23 protein-coding genes, 1 tRNA gene and 1 pseudogene are annotated in these 23,712 nt (G+C 69.8%); 8 read left to right on the top strand and 17 right to left on the bottom strand.

What is annotated here, in order from left to right:
• Window positions 1-24: 24 nt before the first annotated feature.
• Window positions 25-933, bottom strand: coding sequence for a non-homologous end-joining DNA ligase (gene ligD / locus LXN57_RS17705; protein WP_251799264.1), 909 nt, complete (start codon window positions 931-933; stop codon window positions 25-27).
• On the bottom strand, window positions 923-1,873 hold the full coding sequence (gene ligD / locus LXN57_RS17700; protein WP_251799263.1) for a non-homologous end-joining DNA ligase: 951 nt from the start codon (window positions 1,871-1,873) through the stop codon (window positions 923-925). The genes ligD (LXN57_RS17705) and ligD (LXN57_RS17700) overlap by 11 nt, the downstream gene beginning before the upstream one ends.
• A 92-nt stretch (window positions 1,874-1,965) precedes the next feature.
• Here ligD (LXN57_RS17700) and ku point away from each other — a divergent pair, with 92 nt between their 5' ends.
• Together ku and LXN57_RS17690 are read left to right on the top strand one after the other, a co-directional pair.
• Window positions 1,966-2,895: a non-homologous end joining protein Ku gene (gene ku, locus LXN57_RS17695; RefSeq protein WP_251799262.1), complete on the top strand. Its 930-nt coding sequence runs from the start codon at window positions 1,966-1,968 to the stop codon at window positions 2,893-2,895.
• A gap of 13 nt (window positions 2,896-2,908) precedes the next feature.
• Window positions 2,909-3,397 carry an NUDIX domain-containing protein gene (locus LXN57_RS17690; protein ID WP_251799261.1) on the top strand — a complete coding sequence of 163 codons (489 nt, stop codon included), beginning with the start codon at window positions 2,909-2,911 and terminating at the stop codon, window positions 3,395-3,397.
• 139 nt (window positions 3,398-3,536) lie between these two features.
• Here the strand turns inward: LXN57_RS17690 and LXN57_RS17685 are convergent, their stop codons facing one another.
• From LXN57_RS17685 to LXN57_RS17670, 4 genes are all read right to left on the bottom strand, one after another.
• On the bottom strand, window positions 3,537-3,800 hold the full coding sequence (locus LXN57_RS17685; RefSeq protein WP_251799260.1) for a hypothetical protein: 264 nt from the start codon (window positions 3,798-3,800) through the stop codon (window positions 3,537-3,539).
• 84 nt (window positions 3,801-3,884) lie between these two features.
• Window positions 3,885-5,126, bottom strand: a complete 1,242-nt coding sequence (locus LXN57_RS17680) for an MFS transporter (protein ID WP_251799259.1) — start codon at window positions 5,124-5,126, stop codon at window positions 3,885-3,887.
• A complete protein-coding gene (locus LXN57_RS17675; RefSeq protein ID WP_251799258.1) occupies window positions 5,123-5,692 on the bottom strand; it encodes a TetR/AcrR family transcriptional regulator in 570 nt (189 codons plus the stop codon). Before LXN57_RS17675 ends, LXN57_RS17680 begins: the two co-directional genes overlap by 4 nt.
• Window positions 5,689-6,249 (bottom strand): sugar O-acetyltransferase, encoded by a 561-nt coding sequence (locus tag LXN57_RS17670; protein ID WP_251799257.1) that lies wholly within the window; start codon window positions 6,247-6,249, stop codon window positions 5,689-5,691. The genes LXN57_RS17675 and LXN57_RS17670 overlap by 4 nt, the downstream gene beginning before the upstream one ends.
• Before the next feature lie 43 nt (window positions 6,250-6,292).
• Here LXN57_RS17670 and LXN57_RS17665 point away from each other — a divergent pair, with 43 nt between their 5' ends.
• Entirely contained in the window at window positions 6,293-7,402 is a 1,110-nt protein-coding gene (locus LXN57_RS17665; RefSeq protein WP_251799256.1) for a geranylgeranyl reductase family protein, read from the top strand.
• On the opposite strand, the gene LXN57_RS17660 is transcribed toward LXN57_RS17665, so the two are convergent.
• From LXN57_RS17660 to LXN57_RS17640, 5 genes are all read right to left on the bottom strand, one after another.
• Window positions 7,382-7,924: a DUF6226 family protein gene (locus LXN57_RS17660; RefSeq protein ID WP_251799255.1), complete on the bottom strand. Its 543-nt coding sequence runs from the start codon at window positions 7,922-7,924 to the stop codon at window positions 7,382-7,384. The genes LXN57_RS17665 and LXN57_RS17660 overlap by 21 nt on opposite strands.
• 60 nt (window positions 7,925-7,984) lie before the next feature.
• Window positions 7,985-8,179: a DUF397 domain-containing protein gene (locus LXN57_RS17655; protein WP_251799254.1), complete on the bottom strand. Its 195-nt coding sequence runs from the start codon at window positions 8,177-8,179 to the stop codon at window positions 7,985-7,987.
• Between the two features lie 313 nt (window positions 8,180-8,492).
• Window positions 8,493-8,687, bottom strand: coding sequence for a DUF397 domain-containing protein (locus tag LXN57_RS17650; protein ID WP_221379759.1), 195 nt, complete (start codon window positions 8,685-8,687; stop codon window positions 8,493-8,495).
• A gap of 43 nt (window positions 8,688-8,730) precedes the next feature.
• Complete coding sequence (locus LXN57_RS17645) at window positions 8,731-9,654, bottom strand: helix-turn-helix domain-containing protein (protein ID WP_251799253.1); 924 nt, start codon at window positions 9,652-9,654, stop codon at window positions 8,731-8,733.
• 162 nt (window positions 9,655-9,816) lie between these two features.
• On the bottom strand, window positions 9,817-10,266 hold the full coding sequence (locus LXN57_RS17640; protein ID WP_221379761.1) for a DUF6232 family protein: 450 nt from the start codon (window positions 10,264-10,266) through the stop codon (window positions 9,817-9,819).
• Window positions 10,267-10,653: 387 nt separating this feature from the next.
• Here LXN57_RS17640 and LXN57_RS17635 point away from each other — a divergent pair, with 387 nt between their 5' ends.
• Window positions 10,654-11,112 (top strand): DUF2231 domain-containing protein, encoded by a 459-nt coding sequence (locus tag LXN57_RS17635; RefSeq protein WP_251799252.1) that lies wholly within the window; start codon window positions 10,654-10,656, stop codon window positions 11,110-11,112.
• Between the two features lie 78 nt (window positions 11,113-11,190).
• Here LXN57_RS17635 and LXN57_RS17630 read toward each other — a convergent pair.
• Window positions 11,191-11,267, bottom strand: a tRNA-Thr gene (locus LXN57_RS17630).
• 170 nt (window positions 11,268-11,437) lie between these two features.
• On the opposite strand from LXN57_RS17630, the gene LXN57_RS17625 reads away from it, so the two are divergent.
• Window positions 11,438-13,099: a metallophosphoesterase gene (locus LXN57_RS17625; protein WP_251799251.1), complete on the top strand. Its 1,662-nt coding sequence runs from the start codon at window positions 11,438-11,440 to the stop codon at window positions 13,097-13,099.
• Between the two features lie 62 nt (window positions 13,100-13,161).
• Here the strand turns inward: LXN57_RS17625 and LXN57_RS17620 are convergent, their stop codons facing one another.
• On the bottom strand, window positions 13,162-13,998 hold the full coding sequence (locus LXN57_RS17620; RefSeq protein ID WP_251799250.1) for a PSP1 domain-containing protein: 837 nt from the start codon (window positions 13,996-13,998) through the stop codon (window positions 13,162-13,164).
• 158 nt (window positions 13,999-14,156) lie between these two features.
• Between LXN57_RS17620 and LXN57_RS17615 the strand changes: the two genes are divergently transcribed.
• Entirely contained in the window at window positions 14,157-15,998 is a 1,842-nt protein-coding gene (locus tag LXN57_RS17615) for a hypothetical protein (RefSeq protein WP_251799249.1), read from the top strand.
• Window positions 15,999-16,712: 714 nt separating this feature from the next.
• On the opposite strand, the gene LXN57_RS17610 is transcribed toward LXN57_RS17615, so the two are convergent.
• Genes LXN57_RS17610 through LXN57_RS17600 form a run of 3 tightly spaced genes read right to left on the bottom strand, consistent with a single transcriptional unit; the run spans window position 16,713 to window position 18,008 of the window.
• Window positions 16,713-17,324 (bottom strand): hypothetical protein, encoded by a 612-nt coding sequence (locus LXN57_RS17610; protein ID WP_251799248.1) that lies wholly within the window; start codon window positions 17,322-17,324, stop codon window positions 16,713-16,715.
• Entirely contained in the window at window positions 17,324-17,680 is a 357-nt protein-coding gene (locus tag LXN57_RS17605; RefSeq protein WP_251799247.1) for a hypothetical protein, read from the bottom strand. The genes LXN57_RS17610 and LXN57_RS17605 overlap by 1 nt, the downstream gene beginning before the upstream one ends.
• Before the next feature lies 1 nt (window position 17,681).
• Window positions 17,682-18,008, bottom strand: coding sequence for a YbaB/EbfC family nucleoid-associated protein (locus tag LXN57_RS17600; protein ID WP_251799246.1), 327 nt, complete (start codon window positions 18,006-18,008; stop codon window positions 17,682-17,684).
• Between the two features lie 163 nt (window positions 18,009-18,171).
• Here LXN57_RS17600 and LXN57_RS17595 point away from each other — a divergent pair, with 163 nt between their 5' ends.
• Window positions 18,172-19,365, top strand: coding sequence for a DNA polymerase III subunit delta' (locus LXN57_RS17595; protein WP_251799245.1), 1,194 nt, complete (start codon window positions 18,172-18,174; stop codon window positions 19,363-19,365).
• Window positions 19,366-20,186: 821 nt separating this feature from the next.
• Here LXN57_RS17595 and tmk read toward each other — a convergent pair.
• Window positions 20,187-22,280 (bottom strand): annotated as a pseudogene (gene tmk, locus LXN57_RS17590) (dTMP kinase); the annotation flags it as partial.
• 226 nt (window positions 22,281-22,506) lie between these two features.
• On the opposite strand from tmk, the gene LXN57_RS17585 reads away from it, so the two are divergent.
• The gene (locus tag LXN57_RS17585) at window positions 22,507-23,712 is read left to right on the top strand and encodes an amino acid deaminase/aldolase (protein WP_251799244.1); all 1,206 of its coding nucleotides are present in this window, start codon (window positions 22,507-22,509) and stop codon (window positions 23,710-23,712) included.

Raw genomic sequence — 23,712 nt, 5'->3', positions numbered from 1 at the left:
AGTACCTTGCGCCGCAAGGTAGGTCTAGGCGGGAAGTGCCGGCCCCGCTTCGAGCAGGCCTTCCATGAGGTCGCCGTGCTTGTCGACGCGCTCCAGCACCTCGGCCGCGCGATAGTGCCGCGGCTCCGCGGCGCCGGTCGCCACCGCCTCCACCTCGTCCCAGGTCAGCGGGGTCGAGGCGGTCGGCTCGGCCTGGGCCCGCAGCGAATAGGGCGTGACGGTCGTCTTGGCCGCGTTGTTCTGACTCCAGTCGATGAAGACCTTGCCCGGCCGAACGGCCTTGGCCATCTTCGCCGTGATCGAGCCAGGAACCATCGCCGCCAGCTCTTCCGCGACGCTCTTGGCGTACGCCGACACAAGCTCCGCGTTCTGAGTGCCCGAGATCGGGCAGCACAGCTGCATCCCCTTCTTGCCCGAAGTCTTCGGGTACGCCGAGACCCCGTCCGCCTCCAGCCGGTCACGCATCAGCATGGCCACCGCGCTGCACTCCCGGAGTCCGGCCGGCGCCCCCGGGTCGAGGTCGACGACGAGCAGGTCGGGGTCGGCGCCGATCCGCCACTGCGGCGTGTGCAGCTCGAGCGCGGCCAGGTTGGCCAGCCACACCAGGGTGGCCAACTCGTCGACGACCACGAAGTCGATCGTCTCGCGGCTCTTGGTCGACCCGGGCACGGGCAGCGTCTCGAGCCGCACCCAGTCCGGCGTGCCCCCGGGCTTGTTCTTCTCGAAGAAGTGCACCCCGTCGACGCCGTTCGGGTAACGGATGCGGGTCACCGCCCGGTCGGCCAGGTGCGGGATCATGATCGGGGCGATGCGCGTGTAGTAGTCGATGACCTCGCCCTTGGTGAACCCGGCCGCCGGGTACATCAGTTTGTCGAGGTTGGACAGTTCGAGGTCACGGCCCTCGATCGACACTCCGAAACGGTCACCGGGCATCCTCGTTCTCCTCCGCGCACTCCTCGGGCGACTTGTCGGGGCGCAACCGCAGATAGCGAGGGAAGCGCAGCCGCCCGTCCGGCGTCCGGTTGCCGTAGCGGACCTCGACCACCAGCTCCGGTCGTACCCAGTGGGCTCCCCGGGAATCCTCGCGGGGCACCGCACCGGCCCGGAACGGCGACTCCCGCCGGGCCAGCGGTTCGAGCGCGGCCAGCAGCTCCTTCTCGGCCACGGCGCCGATGCCCCCGCCGACCCGCCCCCGGAAGGCCAGCCCGTCCGCGGTCGGCACGCCGACGAGCAGACCCCCGAGCTTGCGTACGCCCGACCGCCACCCCCCGATCACGTAGTCGCCGGTCCGGTCGAACTTGACCTTGACCCAGTCCGGTGAGCGGCTGCCCGGCAGATAGACCGAGTCGTCCCGTTTCGCCACCACACCCTCGAGGCTGTTCTCGCGGGCCGCGTCCGCGGTGGCCGCCCCGTCACCGAATGACGGTGGCACCATCCAGTTCGGCCCGGCCAGGCCCAGCTCCTCGAGCTTCTCGCGGCGGGACCGATAGGGCAGGCCGGTGCAGTCGTGGCCGTCCAGGAAGAGCAGGTCGAAGATCATGTACGTGACCGGCAGCGTCACCGCCAGCCGGGCCGCTCGCAGGCGTTCCCGCACGTGCATGCGCTCGGCCAGCGCGGTGAACGACGGCCGGCCGGCCGCGTCGAGCACCACCATCTCGCCGTCGACGAGCGTGCCCGCGGGCAGGCTCAGGTCGGCGATCTCCGGGTACGCCGCCGTCACGACCGCCCCGGAGCGCGCGAACAGGTCGGGTGATCCCTCGGTGAAGAGCGCGAGAACCCGTACCCCGTCCCACTTGAACTCGTAGCTCCACCCTGGCCCGACCGGCAGCGCACCGGCGGTCGCGAGCATCGGAGACAACGGCGCACCAGGCACCGAATCACCATAGGCAGGATCGAACACCTTACGCAGGGGTCTCAGTGATGCCATCCTGATCAGGACGTCTCACCCTGGGTACAGGAGTCATCATGCGAGCGATCTGGAAGGGCGCGGTCTCCTTCGGCCTGGTGTCCATCGCCGTCAAGCTCTACTCGGCGACCGAGGAGAAGGACATTCGGTTTCACCAGGTGCACCGCACCGACGGCGGCCGGATCAAATACCAGCGCACCTGCTCCGTCGACGGCGAGGTGGTCAGCTACGACGACATCGCCAAGGGCTACGACATCGGCGGCGGCGAGATGGTCATCCTCACCGACGAGGATTTCGCCGACCTGCCGCTGACCACGTCGCGCGCGATCGACGTGCTCGAGTTCGTGCCGGCCGAGCAGATCGACCCCATCCTGTTCGCCAAGTCGTACTACCTCGAGCCCGAGGGCCAGGCGGCCAAGCCGTACGTGCTGCTCCGCGACGCCCTGCAGGACGCCGACCGGGTCGCCATCGTCAAGATCGCGATCCGCCAGCGGGAGCAGCTGGCCACGCTGCGCGTGCACGAGGGCGTGCTGGTGCTCAACACCATGCTGTGGCCCGACGAGGTTCGTACGCCCGACTTCGGCTTTCTCGACGAGGACATCGAGACCCGCCCGGCCGAGCTCGCCATGGCCAGCTCGCTGATCGACTCGATGGCCGGCAGCTTCAAGGCCGAGGAGTTCACCGACAACTACCGGGCGGCGCTGCAAGAGGTGATCGACGCCAAGGTCGAGGGCCGCGAGATCGTACAGCCGGAAGAGGCCGAGGAGGCTCCGGCGGCCGCGGTCGACCTGATGGCGGCGTTGAAGGCCTCGGTCGAACGAGCCAAGGCCGCCCGCGGCGAGTCCGCACCGGCCCCGGCCGCTGCGGCCCCGGCCCCGGCCGCTGCGGCCCCAGCCAAGAAGGCGGCTGCCAAGAAGACCACTGCGGCCAAGAAAGCCCCGGCCAAGAAGGCTGCTCCGGCCAAGAAGGCCGTCAAGAAGTCGGCGTGACTAGAGTTGATCCGTGGCATTGACGTGGGCTGAGTCTTACCTGGGCAAGGTGCGGGCGAGTGTCGGGGATTCCGACACCATCCTCTTCGTCGGGGCGCGCGGGGTCATCTTCGACGACCAGAATCGGCTGCTGCTGATCCAGCGGTCCGACAACCACCGCTGGGCCATTCCGGCCGGGGCGATGGAACTCGGCGAAAGCATGGAGGACTGCGCCATCCGCGAGGTGTGGGAAGAGACGGGTCTGCGGGCCACGTCGCTCACGCCGTTCGCGTTCTACAGCGCCTACACCTACACGAACGACTACGGGCACACCTACCAGCAGATCCTCATGTCGTTCCGGATCCACACCTGGGAGGGCGAACTGCTGCGCCAGACCGAGGAGTCCGTCGACGCCGGCTTCTTCCCGCTCGACGCGCTGCCCGGCCCGAAGTCGTTCGTCCTCGACGAGACCCTGGCCGACCTGGCCCAGTTCGAGGCCACGGGCCGCCTGGTCATGAAATAACGGTCGCCCCGCCCACGACGCGTGGCTGGCCGCTACCGAAGCTCGTTCGCGAGCAGCGGTTCCAGCGCCACAGCGCCTCGGCGTCCGCGACCCCCATGGCCCGCAGCCGGACCTTGTCCCCGTAGGCGTCCATGGCGCGTCAGCGTAGCTCCACCCGGCGCGTGAAGTCGTGCCCGCACGGGAGCACGACGAAGACAACGGATTCGACGAGCAGCGATCCGTCCTCCTGCTCCCGGTAGTCGAGCGGCTCGGCGTTGACGTCGGTGACCACCTTGCCGCAGGCGGGGCACCGGCCGCCCGCCGTCACCACGCCGAAGACCTGCGCCGGCAGGGCCTCCGGCTGGTCGTCGGAGGTGTCTTTCTGAGCCGGGGTCATGGGCGGGCGGAGATGAGGCTTGGCCATTCCCTTACCGTACGGCGAATCAGACGCCCCGGGCCGGACGCCGTGGCCTCCCGGTAACCGCTGCCCACGCGCGGGATCGTACTGCTAGGACACCTTCGGCTCCGGCAGCGGCTTCACCGCTCCGGCGATGGTGATCGAGACGATCAGCAGCACCGCCACGGCGACCAGCGCGTTCTTGACCATGATGTGGTCGCCCAGGAAGCCGATCAGCGGCGGCCCGCCCAGGAAGGCGCAGTAGCCGATCGAGGCGACGACGCTCACCCGGGACGCTGCGTGGGCCGGATCATCCGCGGCTGCGCTCATGCCCACCGGGAAGCCGAGCGACGCACCCAGTCCCCAGAAGAGCGCACCCACGAAGGCCAGCGGCGTGGCCGGCCCGAGGATGTAGAGCGCGAGCCCACCCAGGCTGACGGCGGCGAGCACCCGCACGACGGCCACCCGACCGTACCGGTCGAGCAGCGCGGGCCCGAACCACCGGCCGGCCGTCATCGCGGCCAGGAAGAGCGCGAACGCCAGCGTGCCGACCGCGGCCGATGTGCCGTAGCTGTCGATCATGGAGATGCTGATCCAGTCGATCCCCGCGCCCTCGGTGAACGCGAACGCCAGCACGAACACGCCGACGATGATCGTGCGCGGCTCACGCCACGTGGCCAGCGCGTCGTGCAGGCCGTTGCGCTTGGTGACCGGCGCGGTGGAGCCGACCATCGTCGGGTCGGACGGGGTGACTGCGGGCACCGGGCCGGCGTCGTCGGGGACGAAGGCCCGCACCGCGACGATGACGACGGCGGCGATCAGCACCGCGGTGACGGCGAGGTGGATCGTGACCGAGATGCCGAGCGCGACCGCTCCGGCGCCGGCCAGGGCGCCCGCGACCGTGCCGATGCTGAAGCCGGCGTGGAAACGCGGCATGATCGCCTTGCCCAGGCGCCGTTCGACGATCGCGCCCTGCACGTTCATGGCGACGTCCCACGAGCCGTTCGCGAAACCGAACGCGAACAGGGCGAGCAGCACCGGCGGCACGCCGTACAGGTAGCCGATCGAAACCCCGACCATGGCCGCGCCGAGCAGGGCGCCCATGGCGGCGACCGTTCGGCTCGAGCCGAGCCGGGCGACGATCTGCCCCGCGAGCAGCAGCGAGATGATCGAACCGGCGGCCAGCGAGAGCAGAACCAGGCCGATTCCGGACGGGGTGAGGCCGAGTTCGTCGCGCACCTGGGGGATCCGCGAGGCCCAGCTGGCGGCGGCGACGCCGGCCAGGATGAAGGCGGCGTAGACGGCGCGGGTCGCCGCCCGCACCTCCGGTGTCGCCTCGACGGCAGAGGTCACTGCGGGACTCCGAGGAAACGGCCCACGATCGTACGGGTCTCCGCGCGGTCGTAGGTGGCGGTGGACAGGGTGAGGTGCATGACGAGGCCCTCGATGACCGCGTCGATGCCCCGCGCGGTGACCGGATCGATGAATCGCTCAAGCACCGTTCGTGATCGGCGCATCCAGGCGTCGGTCACGCTCCGGAGGGCAGGATTGCGCAGGGCGGCGAGGTAGAGCTCGTACGACACGGCCCAGTCGCGCACGTCGCCCCCGGCATCACCGTTGATCAGGTCGGTGACGGCGTCGGCGAACCCGGCCAGGTCGGCGACCCCCTCGAAGTGCGCCTCGTAGCGCGGCGACATCAGCTCGGCGTGCCGCCGGAAGGCCTGCTCGAGCAGGTCCTCGAGGCTGTCGAAGTGGTAGGTGATCGAACCGAGCGGCACGTCGGCGGCGGCCGCGATGCGCCGGCTGGTGGTGCCGGCGACGCCGTGATCGGCGATCACCCGGATGGCCGCGTCGACGATCCGGCTCTTGCGGTCGGGGTCGTAGCGGCGGGGCGAACGGGCGGCGGGCACGGCGGTCACGGCTCCACCTCGCGGATCACGCGGGCCGGATTGCCGACCGCGACCACATCGGGTGGCAGGTCCCTGGTCACGACCGCTCCCGCCCCGACGACGGTGTTGTCACCGATCGTCACCCCCGGCAGCACGATGACGCCGCCGCCGAGCCAGACGTTGTCGCCGATGACGATGGGCGAGGCCGCCTCCCACTTGGCGCGCCGGGGCCCGGCAGCGACCGGATGCCAGGCGGTGAGCAATTGCACGTTCGGCCCGATCTGCACGTCGTCGCCGATGGTGACGGTCGCCACATCCAGGCTGATCAACCCGAAGTTGGCGAAGGTGCGGGCGCCGACGAAGGTCTGGTATCCGTAGTCGCATCGGAACGGCGGGCGGATTTCGCTTTCCGCGCCGAACCGCCCGAGCAGCTCGGTGAGCAGCTCGCGCCGCAGGGCGTGGTCGGTAGGGTCGGCCGTGTTGAGGCGGTGGGAAAGCGCCGCGGCCCGGTTCATGTCGCTGAAGAGGGCCGGATCGTCGGCCTGATAGAGCTCACCGGCGAGCATGCGCTCGCGCATCGCGGTCATGCGTACAAGCGTACATAAGATTGCGCGATTAGACTTCCGCCCCGTGATCGCGGAGCCGGCTTGGGATGTGGCGGTTGTCGGCGGCGGGCCGTCGGGTCTGTCGGCAGCAAGGGCTGCGGCCGCCGCCGGGGCTCGCACGATCGTGCTGGAGCGGGCCGAGCACCCGCGCTACAAGACCTGCGGCGGCGGCCTCATCGGCACTTCCCTGGCGTACGCCTCGGAGCACATCGACGTGCCGGCGCGCGACAAGATCTCGGCGTTGACCTTCACGCGAGCCGGTCGCCACTCGTTCACCCGCCGGGCCGCCTCGTCGCCGTTCCTGACCCTGGTCCGGCGCGACGATTTCGACCACGCCTGGTATTCGGCCGCGGTTACCGCCGGTGCTGTCGTCCGGCAGAACGCTCAGGTACGCGCGGTCGACCAGGGCGTGGTCACGCTCACCGACGGTGAGCAGATCACCGCCGGCACGATCATCGGCGCCGACGGGTCGGCCGGCATCACGTCCCGGTACGTCGGGGTGACGTTCGCGCAGCAGGATCTCGGCCTCGAGGTGGAACTGGCCGCCACGGAGGCCGACCGCTCGACCTGGGAAGGCCGGGTCCTGCTGGACTGGGGCTCGTTCCCCGGCTCGTACGGCTGGGTCTTCCCGAAACAGGACGAGCTGACGGTCGGCGTGATCATGGCGAAGGGACACGGCGCCGAGACGAAGAAGTACCTGGCCGGATTCCTTGAGCACCTGGGCCTCAGCGATCGCCGGGTCGTCCGCGATTCCGGACATCTGACGCGATGCCGACGACCCGACGCACCGCTTCGGCGGGGACGGGTCGCGGTCGTCGGCGACGCCGCCGGCCTGCTCGAGCCGTGGACCCGCGAGGGCATCAGCTACGCGCTGCGGAGCGGCGGGTGGGCCGGCAGCGCCTGGAAAGATCTTTCGCGGTACGAGCATCAGGTGACGGCCGAACTCGCGCCCGAAATGGCGGCGGGCCGCCGCATGCTGGACGCGTTCTCCCGCTACCCGCGCGTCGTGCACGCGGCGATGGCCACGCCACTGGGCTGGCGCGCCTTCGAATCCTTCTGCCAGGGCAACCTGTCGATGGCCGGCGTCATCCAGCGACCCAGCGTCCGCGCCCTGCTAACCCTCTTCCGGGCCTGAGGTCTCCTTCAGCGGCCGCGCCGGCCAGGGCGCCCACTGCACGGGGGCAGCGAAGCCGCTCCGTCGCGCCTCGCGGGAATCTTCCCTGGTCAATGGGCCCTCCCGGCGAGCGTTGATGCCCACGCCGATCAGCCGGCTCTCGTACCAGGAGCCACCCACCCCGCGCCGCACGCGCTCCCACAGCCCGCCCTCGACGAGGGCAGCGGCCTGGAGGCGAAGCAGCTCGACCAGCTGCACCGGATCCTCGTCGCAGACGGCACACGAGCAGCCGGGCAGAGTCTCGACCCACCATCGACCGAGACGCAGGGCGATGCCCGGCGTCTCGGTGAACGCGATGGCCAACGGTGCGGCCGCCGGCGTACGCGGCATGAGCCTTTCCAACCGCACCAGAGCGTCAGCCGCCCCGAGGGACTCCTTGCTCTCGCGGCGGTCGACCATGTAACGCTCCGCCAGCTCGTCCAGCAGCGCCTCGGCCGCGTCCTGCAGAACGGCAAAGCGGGCAACCTGCGGGTCTGCCCTCACCAGCGCAGTATGCCGTCCCCGGCCGACGGCTCACCAGCGCTTCGCCAGGACTTCCCCTCATCAGGAAGAGAAGTCCCCCTCCTTGACACCCGCGACGAACGCCTCCCACTCCTCGACGGTGAAGGAGAGGACCTCGTCGGGGCTGGTCGAGTTCCGCATCAGGACCGCACCATCGGTCCGTGCCACCTCGACGCAGTTGCCGCCTGTGCAGCGTCTGGCTTTGCGCCATTGCGGTTTTTCGGTCGGCTTGATCATTTTTGCACCTCCGTGCCGGTTCCCGAGGTCCACGTTAAGGGACCATTTCACGATCCGTCAGGAGTGAATGGCGTGAGCGATGGGCGAAGTGAGCGATTTGCCAAAAAAGGACGGCCAGAAGCGAGCGCTTTGTAGGTTCTTGTCCGTTTTACGGGACACCTGTAGCGAGGCTCGAGCCGGGCGACGGGAGCGCTGTGTCCAAGATCAGACAGTCAATTCGCAGGCCGGCGTGACAAATGGAGAGGGCGACATGCGTTGCGCACGCCGCCCTGCACAGAAAAATGCCCGCACAGGGCGGGTGAACAAAGGTCGATCAGAAGCTGAATTCGCCTGCTCTTACGCCCGCGACGAACGCGGTCCACTCATCCCCCGTGAATGCATGGGCCGGGACGTCGGGGTTCTTGCTGTCCCTGAGCAGGTACTGACCGTCGACCTTGGCCACTTCGACGCAGTTCCCACTTGCACAGAAGCTGCTCTTGCGCCACTGGGGCGACTCGACCTCTCGCATTTTGCTGATAACCCTTCGAGAATGAATGTTGATAGATCAGTATTTAGTTGGATTCAACTTCGACACCCGGAGAGGTCGCTCCAAGATCTTCTATGCGCTTCCTGACGAAGGCGATCGTGTCGCTCTCGTCCATGGCGGCTTGCCAAAGTTGGTTGAAACGCTTTCGATGCCGCCTGGTCTCGGCAAGATTTTCCACCGTCTCGTCGGCCACGCCGTTCTCGCGATACATGACTTCGCGGTCGGGATGGCTCGGGTCGACGGTCAGGAGTTCGAAACTGCCGTTGTTGGCGATCGTCTGCACGATGTCGAACGGCAGCATGCGCATCTGGAACAGCCCGGACTCGGCCAGCTCGACGATCTGCTGCAGCTGCGGGATGAAGATGTCCAGCCCGCCGATCAGGCGCATGAAGACCGACTGGTCAGCGAGGAAGTAGTACTTGAGCGGATCGCTGCGGTGGAGCATCGCTTCGCGGCGCTGGCCGCGGATCTCCACGAGGGCGTCGACCTGCGCTTCAGTGAATTCGTCGTCCAGCCAGGCGCCCGTCAGGGCACGCGCATATTCCGGCGTCTGCAGCGGTCCATGCACGTAATACACGTTGAACGAGCGCAGCTCGGTCGCCTCGGCCTCGTACTCCAGGAACCGCCGGAAGGGTTCGGAGGTGTTCTCCCGGAAACGAGGCTCTTCCCACCAGGCATAAGCCGACCGTTTGCGGGTCCGCGCGATGCGCGCGTCGGCAAGCAACGGCTCCACGATCGCCTTGTCGCGAATGCCGAGCAGATTCAGCAGGCCGCGGAGATCGTTGATCGAGATCGAGACGTCGCCGTTCTCGATGCGAATGACCTTGCTGAGGGACCACTCCATCTCCTCAGCAACCTGGGCCTGGGTAAGCGGAAGCGCCTCACGGGCCTCGCGGATCGCTATGCGAACACGCCGGCGCGCGATGGTAGGCGACTCGCCTTCGGCCATCAGTCCTTCAACGTTGAAGTAGGTCCGGTGTTACAGGTGCGTGTTACAGGTGCGTAAACTGCCACCTCGCTGACTGCGAAGTAGCACTCAGCGAGGTTGCTGGCAGATGCTATTACCGTCCCATATGACGAGTGACACCGGGGTGGGGTTTCGCCCACAAGATCAGGCAGCAGCGAGATCGAGCCCCTTCCCGTGCGGCCGGCCGTTCTCGAGAGAGCGCCGCAAAGCGCGTTTGACCTGCCCGAACTGACGTTCGTCGGCACAGGCGTAGAGCACCACGTCAGTCCCTCGATAGGTCGCGTGAAGTTCCCACCCCCGAGCGCGGCGGACCATCGACGGCACGGTGAAAGCCAAGGGAACCGTCACGGCGAGTAGTCCGAGCGCGTAAGCAGTAGGTGGTTGCAAAAGCGTCCAACCGGCGCCGACGGCCGCCACCGTACCGGCGGCCACAGTCAGGACGGTGGCCGGGGAGGCCGGCTCCGCGGCGACTCGCACTTCGCCGACGTTGTGCAGGTCCCGAACGAGGAAACTTCTTGCTGACGTCCCGCGCCAGATGAACAGTTCGTCGGTTACCACAGCGTCCGGACCGCGATAGTAGATACGTTTGCTCATGGCGCACCCCTCACCCGAACTCCTTGCGAGGAACAGGGAGACAGAGCCACGATGGCGCTGGAGAGAAATGAATCCCCGCCCGCTCGTTCGAAGTCAACAGAGAACGTTCGCAGAGGCGAGAACGGCACCCGGTTGCCGCCGGGTGCCGTTGTTTTGAAGCGTCTCCCTCAACTTCCGCCCTTGTTGCTCTGGATCCAGTAGAGCATGCCGTACGGCTGTCCGCCACCACTCAATCTGCCATGTCGCAGATTGCGTACAAGCCGAGTATCCTGAGGGGCGCGTCACTCTGACCGCCTTGTGGCGTTTCATAGACGAACCGGCCGGGTAGGCCAGACGTCGAAGCCACTGTCGAGCCTGTGATTGCGCAGGTAGAAGGGCGATACCCGCATGGAGAGCCGACTCAAGATCGCGGGCCAGGCGGTGCAACCCATCCTGGTGATGTTCCCGCTGGGACTGTTCGCGATGGCCATCATCTTCGATCTTGCCAACCTGGCCGGCGCCCCGGCGATCCTCGGATCGCTGGCCTACTGGAACATCGTCGCCGGCCTGGTGGGTGGCGTGGCTGCCGCCGTCGCGGGTGCGATCGACGTCGCCTTCGTCCGCCGCGCCGACACCAAGCGCATCGGCGTGCTGCGGATGCTGCTCAACATGGGCGTGCTCTTCCTGTTCGCCGTGATCGTCATGGTTCGTGTCGGGGACCCCAACCGTGAGGCCGGCGTCGGTCTCTTCCTGCTCGAACTGCTCGCGCTGGCCATCTCCGGCTTCGGCGCCTGGTTCGGCGGCGAACTCGCCAACGGCCGCACCCCCGCCTTTGCTCGGGCGGCCGTGGGGAACCGCGGCTACTAGCTCCACTGTCGCGGCTGCGGCCTGCGACGCGTACCCCGAAATGCCAGAAGCCCAGGTCGCCTGACCTGGGCTTCTGCGTGGAGCCGCCTGACGGAATCGAACCGTCGACCTACGCATTACGAGTGCGTCGCTCTAGCCGACTGAGCTAAGGCGGCAACGAAAAACAAGTGTACGGTATGCGCCCCGGGCCAAGGCGGGGGCACCCCCGAAGCGCAGCCGGATCGGCAGCGGTCTGTCAGGGGCCGGGTCTAGTCTGCCTGGCGTGACCGTCGATCACCCGCAACCTCCCCCCACGGGCCAGGTCGTGCCATCCCGGCCCGCGAGCATGAATCCACAGGAGCTGGGCTTCACACCGCAGCGCCCGGTCGGCTGGCTCGCGCCGCTGCTGCTGCTCAGCACCGGCCTGCGCACCCTGCTGGCGGTCCTCTTCGGGGCCTATCTCGACAAGCGCGAGCTGCAGAACGCGCTCGACGGCGACTGGTTCGACCACTCGCAGACCGCCGACGGCGAGCTCTGGTTCGACTACGTGGCCGACCTGGGCGACGGCTTCAACGCGACATATTCGGTGGCCTATCTGCTGGCCCAGCCCAGCCTCGAGGTCGACGGCGCCGCGCTGCCCCGGGGCCGCCTGCTGGTGATGGGCGGCGACCAGGTCTATCCCCTGGCCAGCGGCGACGGCTACGAGAGCCGCATGAAGGGCCCCTACCGCGCCGCCCTGCCCGAGCCGCCGACATCCTCGACGCAGCCGACCCTCTTCGCGCTGCCCGGCAACCACGACTGGTACGACGGCCTCACGGCCTTCATCCGGCTGTTCGCGCGCCGCCGCGACGGTCATATCGGCGGCTGGCGCACCGAGCAGCGGCGCTCCTACTTCGCGGTCAAGCTGCCGGCCAACTGGTGGCTCTTCGCCATCGACGAGCAGTTCGGCGCGTACATCGACGATCCTCAGCTCGGCTATTTCGAAGAGGCGGCCCGGCACGTCGGCCCGGACGACCGCGTGATCCTGATGACCCCGTCGCCCAAGTGGGTCAAGTCCGTCGACAATCCGGAGCAGTACGACGCGATCGACTACTTCATCCGCAAGACGCTCGACCCGACCGGGGCGTCCACGCGGGTGCTCGTCTCCGGCGACCTGCACCACTACGCCCGCTACAGCAGCGCCGACCGTGAGCTGATCACGTGCGGTGGCGGGGGCGCCTATCTGCTCGGCACCCAGCAACTTCCGCCGGAACTGATCGTGCCCCAGCCCGACACGCTCACCCGCAACCGCAGCATCAGCAAGCCGTACGCGTTCCAGTCGTCCTATCCGGATGCGGCCGGCTCGAAGCGGATGGCCTGGGGCGTGTTCCGCCGGGTGCCGACGCGCAACCCCGGTTTCGTCACCATGCTCGGCCTCATCCACGTGTTGACCATGCTGGCGATGACCGGCGCCGCGGCCGGCAACGCGGGCATCGTACAGCGGCTGTTCAGCATCCCGCTGGCCGCCATGCTGGTGCTCATCCTGGCCGGATCGGTGGCGTTCGCCCAGCCGCCCAAGGCCGACAAACCCAAGCACGCGCGCCACTGGATAGCCGGCCTGCTGCACGCCTTCGCCCACATCGCCCTGGCCGCGGGCGGCACGTGGTTGTGGCTCCAGCTGCCCTTCCACGACTGGATGTGGCCCGGCCCGCTGGTGGTGGCCGCGGTCGTCTACGGCCCGGTCATCGGCTTCGTGGCCACCCAGGTGACCGCGCTCTACCTGCTGATCGCGTCCACAGTCGACGTCAACCTCAACGAGCTGTACGCGGGCCAGGGCATCGAGGACGCCAAGAGCTTCCTCCGCATGCACATCGCCGCCGACGGCACCCTGACGATCCATCCCATCGGCATCGACAAGATCTGTCGCAAGTGGACGCCCGACCCCGGCGGCGCTCCCGACGCTTCCTGGCTGCACCCCCGCGACCCGCTGGTTCCCCACCGCATCGAGGCGCCCATCAAGGTCCGCTGAGCGTCCGCCTCACCCACGAGAGATCGCCCGCACGCCCGGCGCCAGGCCGCCGGGTTGCTGAGTCAGGTGTAGCGCTCCTCGTGGGCCAGGCGGGGGCCGCAGACCGAAGCTCGGCTGCACGAGCAGCGGGAGCCGTCGGCGTCCATGCGGACGACCACCGCGTCCTTGGGGACGCTGTGGGCCACCACGCGGCCGTCACCCTCGGGGGTGGTCACCCGGCTGCCGACGGCGGGAGCGGAGGCCTGGAAGGCGGAGTACAGCGGGTGCTCGTATTTCAGGCAGCACATCAGGCGGCCGCAGGCGCCCGAGATGCGCAGCGGGTTGAGCGGGAGGTCCTGGTCTTTGGCCATGCGGATCGTGACCGGCTCGAAGTCGGTCAGGAACGTGGCGCAGCACAGGTCGCGGCCGCAGGAGCCGATGCCGCCCTGGACGCGGGCCGAGTCGCGGGCCGAGAGCTGGCGCAGTTCGACCCGGCAGTGCAGGGTGGCGCCCAGGTCTCGTACGAGAGAACGGAAATCGACCCGGTGCGGGGCGGTGAAGTAGATCGTGGTGCGGGCGCTGCCGGCGCCGGTCTGGTCGAGCACGTGATCGACCGCCACGACCTTCATGGGCAGCTCATGGGCCTTGATCAGCTTTTTGGCGGCGACCTTGGCCTCGGCCTTGCGTTTGCGCAGCAGCTCGTCGCGGAGCAGGTCGTCGTCACCTGCCAGGCCCGCGACCTTGGGGAAGGCCGACGTGTCGTCGCTGACCCATTGCGCCGCCCAGACGCACTCCGCCACCTCGGGGCCGTCGTCCGTGGGCACGAGCACACGGTCGCCGACCTGGGGCGAGAACTCGCCCGGGTCGAGGTAGTAGAGGCGGCCGTACCGGTTGAAGCTGACCGCGCACAGCATGCCCATGGCCACCACCATACGACGCCGGAAAGGCCGCACCAAATGCCTGATTTGGGCTACCCGGCGGGGTTGTCGCATAGATGTTTCGCAACCACCCAGATCGACCTTCGTTGGGCAGACCCGTAGACGCCGCATCAGTGCGGCCCAATCGGGAGGAACCTGCCATGACGCCCGCCAGGTCGCTGGCCGCCAGTGTCGTCGCGCTCGGTTTCGCGAGCGCACTCACCGCACCGCAACCGGCCCTCGCGGCGCCCGCACCCTGCGAACGGGCCGAGAACTTCGCCGCCCAGTCCGGTGCCGAAATGCTCCGGATCGACAAACTCGAAGTACGGGCGGCCGCCCCGGAACGGCCACGGTTCAAGAACGCCCCCAAGACCGAGAAGGGCACCGTCGGGGACGCTGCCAACCGGGTCCTGAGCAGGGACGACGACCCGACCATCCCCAATCCTGAGGACAGCGACACGATCAGCGAGGGCATCGGCCTGACCGGCATGGGGGTGCTGGGCTATCTCGGCACGCTGCCGAAGTCGGCCGCGAAGACCACGGGTGACGCCGATGTGGTTCCCACGCCCAAGAAGCGCCCGGCCGGCGAGATCACCGAGCGGGGCGGAGCGGTGGCCGACGGCCTGAGCAAGCGCACCGACTCGGGTGGAGCCGGTGGCGGCGAACCCGTGCCCGAGGAGCCTGCCGACAGCGACGAGGCGTCGGACCGGCGCTCGCAGAACCCAGGTGGCAGTCACGAGGCGTCGGACCGGCGCTCGCAGAACCCAGGTGGCAGTGACGAAGCGTCGGACCGGCCGTCGCAGACCCCGGGTGGCAGTGACGCTTCGTCGGATCAGCGCTCGCAGAACCCGGGTGGCGGCGACGGGCGGGTGAAGTCGGCTTCGCTGGCCGAGGTGGGGCTGGGCGAAGCCCGTACGGCAATGATCGCGGAGTCCAAGATCGCTTTGGCCGCCTACGCCCGGATGCTCAACGGAGCCCCCGCCGGCAAGAAGTACGCCGCGATGGTGAAGCCGCTGCTCCAGCAGGCGCCGCCGACCAACGCCAAGGCGTCGCGGCGCTCGACGCCCGCCGGGAAGGCCGGCCCGCTGCGTCTTGGCCGGGGCGGGCTGGGCACGCACGCCCAGTGGGACGCCGCCATGGCGTGCGGACGGGCCGCCGGCGAGACAGGCCGCGCCGACGCCTCGCTGACCAGCCTCAGCGTGCTGAACGACCTGGTGCGGGTGCCCGGCGCGATGACCAGCCGGGGAACGACAGCGCTGGAACGCCGGGGCGACGAGGCGCGTACGGTCGCGCGGTCGACGGTGACTGCCGGGCGCATCGAACTGGCAGGCGGTCAGGTCCAGCTCCGCGTTCTGCAGGCTCCCGTGCTCGAGGCCGCCATGTCGGCCGGCTCCGGCGGCAAGGTCAGCTACCGCCCGGCGGTCGTCGAGATCTCGGGTGACGGCGTCCAGACCCGGCGACTCAAGACGGCCGGGGAACACGTCGACATCGCACTGAACCCGCAGTACCACGAGATGGAGTCGGCCCGGGTGCCGAGCCTCACCGAGCTGGGCCGCCTGGGCAGGGCCGAGCCGCTGCCTGTGCCGGCCGTGCCCGGGCTGCCTTCGGTACCCGCGCCCACAACCGAGTCGGCGCCCGCCGCGACCGACGGGATCAGGCTGCGAGTGGCCCTGGGCGACGTCCGCCACGCCGTCAAGGGACAGGCCATCGCGGCCCGGGCCTCGGCCATCAAGGTCTCGCTGACCCGGAAGACCAGCTCGAAGGCGCGCGGCCAGGACGGGTACGGCGCCAAGTCGGGTGTCTCGCTGACCATGTCGCTGGGCGTGCTCGAGGCCGCGGCCGTCTCCCCCGAGGCGCAGCAGATCACGTCGTCGGGTGCAGGTGGCGGCCTTCCGGTCACCGGCTCGGACGTCACCCGGGTCGCCCTGGCCGGCGGAGGCCTGCTGCTGGCCGGCGTGGTGGCGATTCTGCTGACCGTACGTCGCCGCCGCACCCACTCCTGACGCGTCCCGCATCGTTCATCGTTCATCGTTCATCGGGCGGCCCGTTCCCGGGCCGCCCGGTGCCGTTACCGGAACCGGGTCACCCGGATGGAGATATGTCGATCTCCTGATGGACGAGTCATCTCGAACGGTCGTCCCCTCCTGCTCCTCCGAGCGGGCGGAAGCCGACCCGATCCCGAGACAACCATCGATTCGTAGCGTTGAGTGGTGCCTACACCTGCGGGGGGTGCAGGAGGTCGCGGCGTCGCATTCGGAGTTCTTTCCGGTTGTCCGAATGTGGCGCCGCACCCATGCCACCAGCCAACGAGCGCCAAGTCGCAACGCAGCGCCGCGCGTACGCCGCCAGCCGCCAGCCGCCAAGCGCCGAGCCGCAACACAACTCCGCGCTACGCCGCCAGCCGCCAAGCCGCAACACGGCACCGCCGACCGCCAAGCCGCAACACGGTCACCCGGCGGGCAAGGGACTTGTGCGGCCCGGGGCCGGACCGTGAATGCGAGCTCGCGCCCATGCGAACGCTGCCCACGGTCCAGAGGCCGGCCAACCGGCGAGGTCTCCACCACGCGCTCGGCCGCCATACGCGTCACTGCCCTGCGGAGCCCCCGGTCCACGTATCGGCGGTCCGCGTCGCGGCGGTCCGCGTCGCGGCGAAGAACCTGACGTGGGCACCCGAAAGCCCTGGTCACAGTCGAAGGCGAATCTGTCGTTGAGCGCGCCTACAGAGGGACAGGGTTGGCCAGCTCCTGGGAGCCGCGCAAGAGGTCTTCGGCTTCGGCGTAGTCGGTGGCCACGACGCGGAGGACGTGCGAGGTCACGTCTGCGGCCGCCCGAGCCTCGGCCGTCGATGGCGGGTGGTGAGCGCGCACCCCCAGGGTGATCGACTCAGCCGAGCCCAGCACGTCGGCCAGTGCGGACGCCAGGTTGTCGCGGGTACGCGTCATCCATTCCCGCAGGGCCGCGGCCAGGTCGGCGGTCGCTTCCAGTCGCTCGTCGAGACTCTCGCCCGTGCCGGAAAGATGGACGGCGTAGCGGCGGCGGCGGTCGTCGTAGGCGTCGGCGGCCTCGCCCTCCCACGCGCCGGGCGGGGGCAGTGACGTTGCGACCTCGGCACACACCCGGGCACCAGCTCTCAGTTCGGCGGCGGCGTCAGCCAGGGCCGATGGGCGCAGACCGGCCACCGCCTGAGCCGCGTCAGCGGGCATCAGGCGTACGCGCCGAAGGTCGTCCAACACCGGGTGACCAGCCGGCGCCCCGGCCGCGTCGAGCACCTGCTCGGCTCGACGCAGCAGAGGCGTGGCCGCATCGAGCACCTGGTCGAGCCGATCCATCACAACTCCCGCGTGAAGCGGCGCTCGACCGCTTCGTCGGTCTCGGCGTACTCCCGCCGGGTGGTCCGCACCGAACGAGCCATCTCTGCCACCCGGGCAGCGGCGACGGAAGCCTCGCGCGATCGCGCGCCCAGCACCGCTTCCCAATGATCGTGAAGGGCCAGCCCAATCCGCGCAGGCAGCCCCGGTACCACGAACGCACCCGGTACAGGCGCCGCAAACGCACTCGGTCCAGGCGCCGCGGACGCACCCGGTGCCGCGAACGCGCCGGGGGCCACGGCGAGGGTTGGGACATCGCGCGACAGCGCGGTCAGGGCGTCGGAGGCCTGGTCGAGGCGGTCGGCTACGTCGTCCATCTCAGGCCTCGCCCAAGGCGCGGAACTGGTCGAAGATCTCGTTGTGCAGTTTTTCGCGGGCCCAGCGGGCCGCGTCGGTGGCATTGCTGACGGCGGCCTGCAATTCCCGGCTGAACTCGCCCGGATGGCGATGGCTCAGACCGCCGTGAATCTGGATGTCGGTGATGCGGCCGGATGCGGTCACGGTGACCTCGATGGAGTTGTCGGGTGAGTGAACCGAGACCTGGTGGGACTCGACGGCCCGGTCGTAGTCGCCGCGCAGCTGTTCAACGCGTCGATGCCTATCGATGGCCTCACTGATCCACGCCTCGTCGATCTCACGTGCCATGCCGAGGCTCCTCACCGTGTGTCAGCGCGCCATCGCGGACCGGATCAGACCGTACCCGGAAGAGTGATGCCTTGGCTACGGGCTGTTTTCCACTGTGGATAACTGGAGCTCACTATCCACAGGCGCAAGCATTCTGTCGGGGGCGCGCAATACCATCAGTGCCGTGAGTGACGTCTTCGCTGATCTGGTGGGCCAGGCCGAGACGGTCGCCACGCTGCGGCAGGCCGCGGCGGCGGCGGCCCGGGTCGTGGCCGGCGAGCAGGTGGCCGCCGGCGCGATGACCCATGCCTGGATCTTCACGGGCCCGCCCGGGAGCGGCCGGTCGGTGGCCGCCCGCGCCTTCGCGGCCGCGCTCGAGTGCGAGCGTGGCGGCGCCGGTTGCGGCGAGTGCCACGGCTGTCACACCACGCTGGGAAAAACCCACGCCGACGTCCGTTTTGTCGTGCCTGAAGGGTTGTCGATCGGCGTCAGCGAGATGCGTGCCCTGGTGCTCCGGGCGGCGAGCGCACCGTCGGGCGGCCGGTGGCAGATCGTCGTGATCGAGGATGCCGACCGGCTCACCGAGCAGGCGGGCAACGCGCTGCTCAAGGCGATCGAAGAGCCGCCGCCGCGCACGGTCTTCCTGCTCTGCACGCCGTCGACCCACCCCGACGACATCTCGGTGACGATCCGGTCCCGCTGTCGGGTGATGGCGTTGCGGCAGCCGCCGGCCGAGGCGGTGGCCGAGGTCCTGGTGCGGCGCGACGGTGTCGCCCCCGAGGTGGCGTCGTGGGCCGCTGCCGCGTCGCAGGGGCATGTCGGGCGGGCCAAGCGGCTGGCCAACGACTCCGAGGCCCGTGGGCGGCGCGACGCCGTGCTGTCGGTGCCGCGGCGGTTGACCGGGGTGGGCGCGTGCTTCGAGGCGGCGAGCGCGCTGATCAAGGCGGCCGAGGCCGAGGCAGCCGAGCAGCTGGTCGAGACGGACGCGTCCGAGCGCGCGTCCCTCGAGCAGGCGCTGGGGGCCGGGGGTACCGGCCGGGGGGCGGCGGGCGCGATGCGTGGCGCCGCCGGCCAGTTGAAGGATCTCGAACGCCGCCAGAAGTCCCGGGCCACCCGCTCGAAGCGGGACGCTCTCGACCGCGCACTGGTCGACCTGGCCGGCTTCTACCGCGACGTCCTGGTTACCAACATGCGTGCGCCCGTCGGCGTCGTGCACACCGACGTGGCGACACAGTCCGAGGCCGCGGCCGGCAAGTGGTCACCCGAGAGCGCGCTGCGCCGGCTGGAGGCGGTACTCGCCTGCCGCCAAGCCATCGACGAGAACGTCAAACCCGAGATCGCCGTCGAATCCATGATGCTGACCCTCTGGCGCGGCTGACCGTGCCAACGGCGGCGAGTGCCGCCCAGCGGCCAGCGGCCAGCGGCCAGCGGCCAGCGGCCAGCGGCTGAGTTTGCCTGATACGGCCACGGGTTCGCCATTCGAGGACAGCCCACGGCGCGCCGCGCCGAAACCAGCCGGCTGAGTTCAGCTGCTCCCCATTGACTGGCGCAGCGGCGACTCAGCCGTCACGGGCCGCCTGCGGCACAGACGAGTGCTTGCGGCAACCTTGTCAGACGCATCTGGCTGGCGCGCAGCCCCGATGATCAGCGGCGGCTGAGTTCAGCCGCTCCCCATTGGTTGCGGCAGCCGCGACTCGGCCGTCAACGGCACAGACGAGCGCTGGGCGCAAACCTGTCACGCGCACCTCGCTGGCGCGCAGCCCCCGATGATCAGCGGCGGCTGAAGCGACCGGGGCCGTCCGGGGTCTCGTCGTCGTTGACGCCAAGCAGCTCCGCCATCTCGTCGAGCACGGGCTCCTCGTTGCGCCCGTTGGCCCGGCTGACGGGCCGGTCCTCAGAGGTCGAAAAGCCCGGGCGCTCATGGGTGGCGTCGGCACCATTGGGAACTGACTGAGCCGCAACCGGCGAGGTGGCCTCGGCACCATCCGCAATCGGCCGAACCACAACCGGCTGCGTGACATCAGCACCATCCGCACCCGGCCGAACCGCAACCGGCTGCGTGGCGTCAGCGCTGTCGGGAGCTGGTTGAATCGCGACCGGCTGCGTGGCTTCGGCGTCATCTGGACGCGGTTGAGTCGCGATCGGCTGTGTGGGGCTGCCGAGGTCGGCGGTCGGGTCGGACGAGTCGGCTGCGGGCTGGTCGGAGACGCCGGCGTGGGTGGCTCGGCGGTCGTCGGGCCCTACGCGGCGGTCGGGGGTGGCGGCCAGGTCGGGGGCGTCGAAGTCGGGGCCGGGCGGCAGGTCGGTCGAGGCGGGGGCCGGGCGGGCCGATTCGGCCGCGCCCAGCAGGCCCGTCAGGCGGTCGCTCACGGCGGTGGTGATCTCGTCGAGCGGGCGGGCCGCGTCGAGCACCAAATAACGCTTCGGGTCGGCCGCGGCGAGGTCGAGGAAGGCGTAGCGCACACGCTCGTGGAACGCGCGGGACTCGCTCTCGAGGCGGTCGGCGCCCGCACCTCGGGAGTCGACGCGGTTCAGGCCGACGCCGGGGTCGACGTCGAGCAGCACGACCAGGTCGGGTTTCAGGCCGCCGGTCGCCCAGGAGGACAGCCAGGAGATCTCGGTGACCGGCAGGGTGCGGCCCGCGCCCTGGTAGGCCAGGGACGAGTCGACGTACCTGTCGCTGATCACTACCGCGCCGCGGGCCAGGGCCGGGCGCACGACCGTGGCCACGTGGTGGGCCCGGTCGGCCGCGTACAGCAGCGCCTCGGCACGGGCGGAGGGCGTTTCGCCTTTGTCGAGCACCAGCTGGCGGATGCGGGCGCCGATGTCCGTCGCGCCCGGCTCGCGGGTCACCACGACGTCGCGTCCGTCCGCCTCCAGGGCAGCGGCGAGGCGGGTGACCTGGGTCGACTTGCCGGCGCCCTCGCCGCCCTCGAAGACGATGAAGATGCCGCTGCGCACGAACTGCTCGGCCGGTGACAGCGGCCGCCCGCGGACCGAGCCCCACAGGTCGGCCAGCACGGGCACGCCGCGCTTGTCGTCCATCTGGCGGAACGAGCTGATGCCGACGAAGACGCCGAGCGCGCCCGCGACCAGCAGCAGCACGCGGGTGAAGGAGAGGTCGAAGCTGACCGCGCCCAGGTCGACGCGGCGCGAGCTGCCCAGGCCGACCAGGAAGCCGGACAGGGTGATGGCGAGCAGCAGCACCATCCGGACGCCGATCTGCACGACGGCGAAGACCCGGCCGCGTACGGCGTCGTCGACCTCGCCGTACAGCAGCGTCGTGCCGGCCAGGAACGCCATGCCGGCGCCCGCACCGACCAGCAGCGCCCCGACCAGGGCCATCGACAGGTGGAAGGCGAGACCCAGGAACATCACCGAGCCGCTGGCCAGCACGATGCTCATGCCGAACCAGCGCCGGCGGGACAGCTCACGGATGATCATCGGGCCCAGGCCGATGCCGACCGCCAGGCCCATGAAGATGGTGCCGAAGAGCAGGTAGAACGCCGCTTCACCGGCGCCCAGCGAGGTGGCGAAGGTCTTGGCGGCGCCGATCACCACACCGCCGGCCGCGAACGCGCCGAAGATGCCCAGCACCAGGCCCCGCACCAGCGGGGTGGTGCCGATGTACTTCCAGCCGTCGAGGAACTGGCGGGTCATGCTCTGTTGCTGGGCCGCCTGCTGCCGCTGCTCGCTCTTGCCACCGATCTCTTTGATGCCGAAGAAGACCGTGATCGCGGTGGCGAGGCGGGAGATCGCGTTCAGGTAGAGCGCGATCTGCACCGGCTGGGCCCAGTCGGGCAGGGCGGCGCCGGACTGCTGGATGCCCGCGGTGAGGGCGGAGAGCGCCAGGGCGGCCAGGATCGGCGTGATGCCGTACGTGGTGACGAGCGTGAGCTGGTTGGAGACCTCGATCCGCGACTTGGGGATGAGGTTGGGCACCGCGGCTTCCTTGGCCGGGATCCAGATCAGCGTGATCGTCTCGCCGATGAACGTGGCGATGGTCGCCCAGGCCACGGTGACACCCGGCGAGCCGCCGAACAGCGGGACGAGCGGGATCGAACCGTAGAAGACGAACCGCAGGAGGTCGGTGATGACCATGGTGTAGCGCCGGTCGAAGCGGTCGGCGAAGACACCGGCGATCGGGCCGAGCAGCAGGGCGGGCAGCAGGCGGACGGCGATCGTGCCACCGAACGCGGCGCCCTGGCCGGCACTGCTCTCGAACTGGGCCGCGGCGAAGATGCCGGTGGCCAGCAGGCCGATCCAGTCGCCGAAGGAGGCCAGGCCGAGCACGAGCCAGAGGCGACGGAAGGGCCGGATGCGCAGCACCGATCGCAGCGCCGCCGCGCCCGACAGGTCAACCGGTCCGGAGTCCCGCTTCTCGCTGTCGATGGCCCTCTACCTCCCGTGTTTGCAGGTGCACTCTATCGGGCCACCACACATGGCCCGGTGACCCACGTTCGGGTATCGAAGAAGTGAAGAGGTTTCGCATTGCCGGTAACGGCGATACCGTGCTGACGTGATCGAAGACCGCACGGCTCTGAAGGAGCGGCTCGACCGGGCCACCGCCCATCTCGAGACGCCGGTCGCGGCCGTCGACCTGGCGGCCTTCGACGACAACGCCGACCAGTTGGTGGCGCGGTCGCAGGGCAAGCCGCTGCGGGTCGCCAGCAAGTCCGTGCGCTGCCGCACGCTGCTGGAACGTGTGCTGGCCCGGCCGGGCTGGCACGGCGTCATGGCGTACACGCTGCCCGAGGCGATCTGGCTCGTGCGCACCGGCCTGACCGATGACGTGCTGGTGGCGTACCCCTCGGTTGATCGCACCGCGCTGCGCGAGCTGACCACCGACCCCAAGCTCGCGGCGGCCATCACGATCATGGTGGATCACCCGTCGCACCTCGATCTGGTCGATCAGGTGACCCCTCCGGGTGACCGCCCGGCCGTCCGGCTCTGTCTGGATCTCGACTCGTCCTGGCGCCCCGCCGGTCCCCTGCACCTCGGCGTACGCCGCTCCCCCGTGCACTCCGCCGGGCAGGCCTCGGCCTTGGCCCGGCGGCTGGTCGTCCGGCCCGGCTTCACACTGGTCGGCATGATGTCGTACGAGGCTCAGATCGCCGGACTGGGCGATCTGCCCCCCGGCCAGGCGTTGCGCGGCCGGGCGATCCGCCTCATGCAGTCCCACTCGTTCCCCGAGATCCTCCGCCGTCGCGGCGAGGCCGTGGCCGCCGTCCGCGAGCACGCCGACCTCGAGTTCGTCAACGCCGGCGGCACCGGCAGCGTGGCCGCCAGCGGATCGGACCCGGTGGTCACCGAGGTCACCGCCGGCTCCGGCCTGTACGGCCCGACCCTGTTCGACGCGTACTCGGCCTGGCGCCCGACACCGGCCGCCTTCTTCGCGCTCAGCGTCGTGCGCCGCCCGGCGCCGCGGATCGCCACCGTGCTCGGCGGCGGATGGATCGCCTCCGGGCCCGCCGAGACCTCCCGGCAGCCGACCCCGTACCTGCCCGCCGGCCTGAAGTTCAAGCCGGACGAGGGCCCCGGCGAGGTGCAGACGCCGCTGGTCGGCGCGGTGGCCGACACGCTGCGCCCGGGCGACCGGGTCTGGTTCCGTCACGCCAAGGCCGGCGAGCTGTGCGAGCACGTCAACGAGCTACAGCTGATCGACGGGAGCTCAGCAGCACCGGCCCCGACGTACCGGGGGGAGGGACATGCCTTCCTGGGGTGA

It is taken from the genome of Paractinoplanes hotanensis (genome assembly GCF_023717965.1).
Classification (GTDB): Bacteria; Actinomycetota; Actinomycetes; order Mycobacteriales; family Micromonosporaceae; genus Actinoplanes; species Actinoplanes polyasparticus.
The sequence above is the reverse complement of the archived record's forward strand: the minus strand, read 5'-3'. Positions and strand labels throughout refer to the sequence as shown.

What these genes read in the sequence shown, in the direction of transcription:
- LXN57_RS17615 (WP_251799249.1), top strand. Translation starts at nt 14,157, where the DNA reads ATGACGCCCGCCAGGTCGCTGGCCGCCAGTGTCGTCGCGCTCGGTTTC.
- LXN57_RS17650 (WP_221379759.1), bottom strand. Translation starts at nt 8,687, where the DNA reads ATGCGAGAGGTCGAGTCGCCCCAGTGGCGCAAGAGCAGCTTCTGTGCA.
- LXN57_RS17670 (WP_251799257.1), bottom strand. Translation starts at nt 6,249, where the DNA reads ATGACCGCGATGCGCGAGCGCATGCTCGCCGGTGAGCTCTATCAGGCC.
- LXN57_RS17600 (WP_251799246.1), bottom strand. Translation starts at nt 18,008, where the DNA reads ATGGCACGTGAGATCGACGAGGCGTGGATCAGTGAGGCCATCGATAGG.
- LXN57_RS17640 (WP_221379761.1), bottom strand. Translation starts at nt 10,266, where the DNA reads ATGAGCAAACGTATCTACTATCGCGGTCCGGACGCTGTGGTAACCGAC.
- LXN57_RS17620 (WP_251799250.1), bottom strand. Translation starts at nt 13,998, where the DNA reads ATGGGCATGCTGTGCGCGGTCAGCTTCAACCGGTACGGCCGCCTCTAC.
- ku (WP_251799262.1), top strand. Translation starts at nt 1,966, where the DNA reads ATGCGAGCGATCTGGAAGGGCGCGGTCTCCTTCGGCCTGGTGTCCATC.
- LXN57_RS17655 (WP_251799254.1), bottom strand. Translation starts at nt 8,179, where the DNA reads ATGATCAAGCCGACCGAAAAACCGCAATGGCGCAAAGCCAGACGCTGC.
- LXN57_RS17635 (WP_251799252.1), top strand. Translation starts at nt 10,654, where the DNA reads ATGGAGAGCCGACTCAAGATCGCGGGCCAGGCGGTGCAACCCATCCTG.
- LXN57_RS17685 (WP_251799260.1), bottom strand. Translation starts at nt 3,800, where the DNA reads ATGGCCAAGCCTCATCTCCGCCCGCCCATGACCCCGGCTCAGAAAGAC.
- LXN57_RS17625 (WP_251799251.1), top strand. Translation starts at nt 11,438, where the DNA reads ATGAATCCACAGGAGCTGGGCTTCACACCGCAGCGCCCGGTCGGCTGG.
- LXN57_RS17605 (WP_251799247.1), bottom strand. Translation starts at nt 17,680, where the DNA reads ATGGACGACGTAGCCGACCGCCTCGACCAGGCCTCCGACGCCCTGACC.
- ligD (WP_251799264.1), bottom strand. Translation starts at nt 933, where the DNA reads ATGCCCGGTGACCGTTTCGGAGTGTCGATCGAGGGCCGTGACCTCGAA.
- LXN57_RS17645 (WP_251799253.1), bottom strand. Translation starts at nt 9,654, where the DNA reads ATGGCCGAAGGCGAGTCGCCTACCATCGCGCGCCGGCGTGTTCGCATA.
- LXN57_RS17610 (WP_251799248.1), bottom strand. Translation starts at nt 17,324, where the DNA reads ATGGATCGGCTCGACCAGGTGCTCGATGCGGCCACGCCTCTGCTGCGT.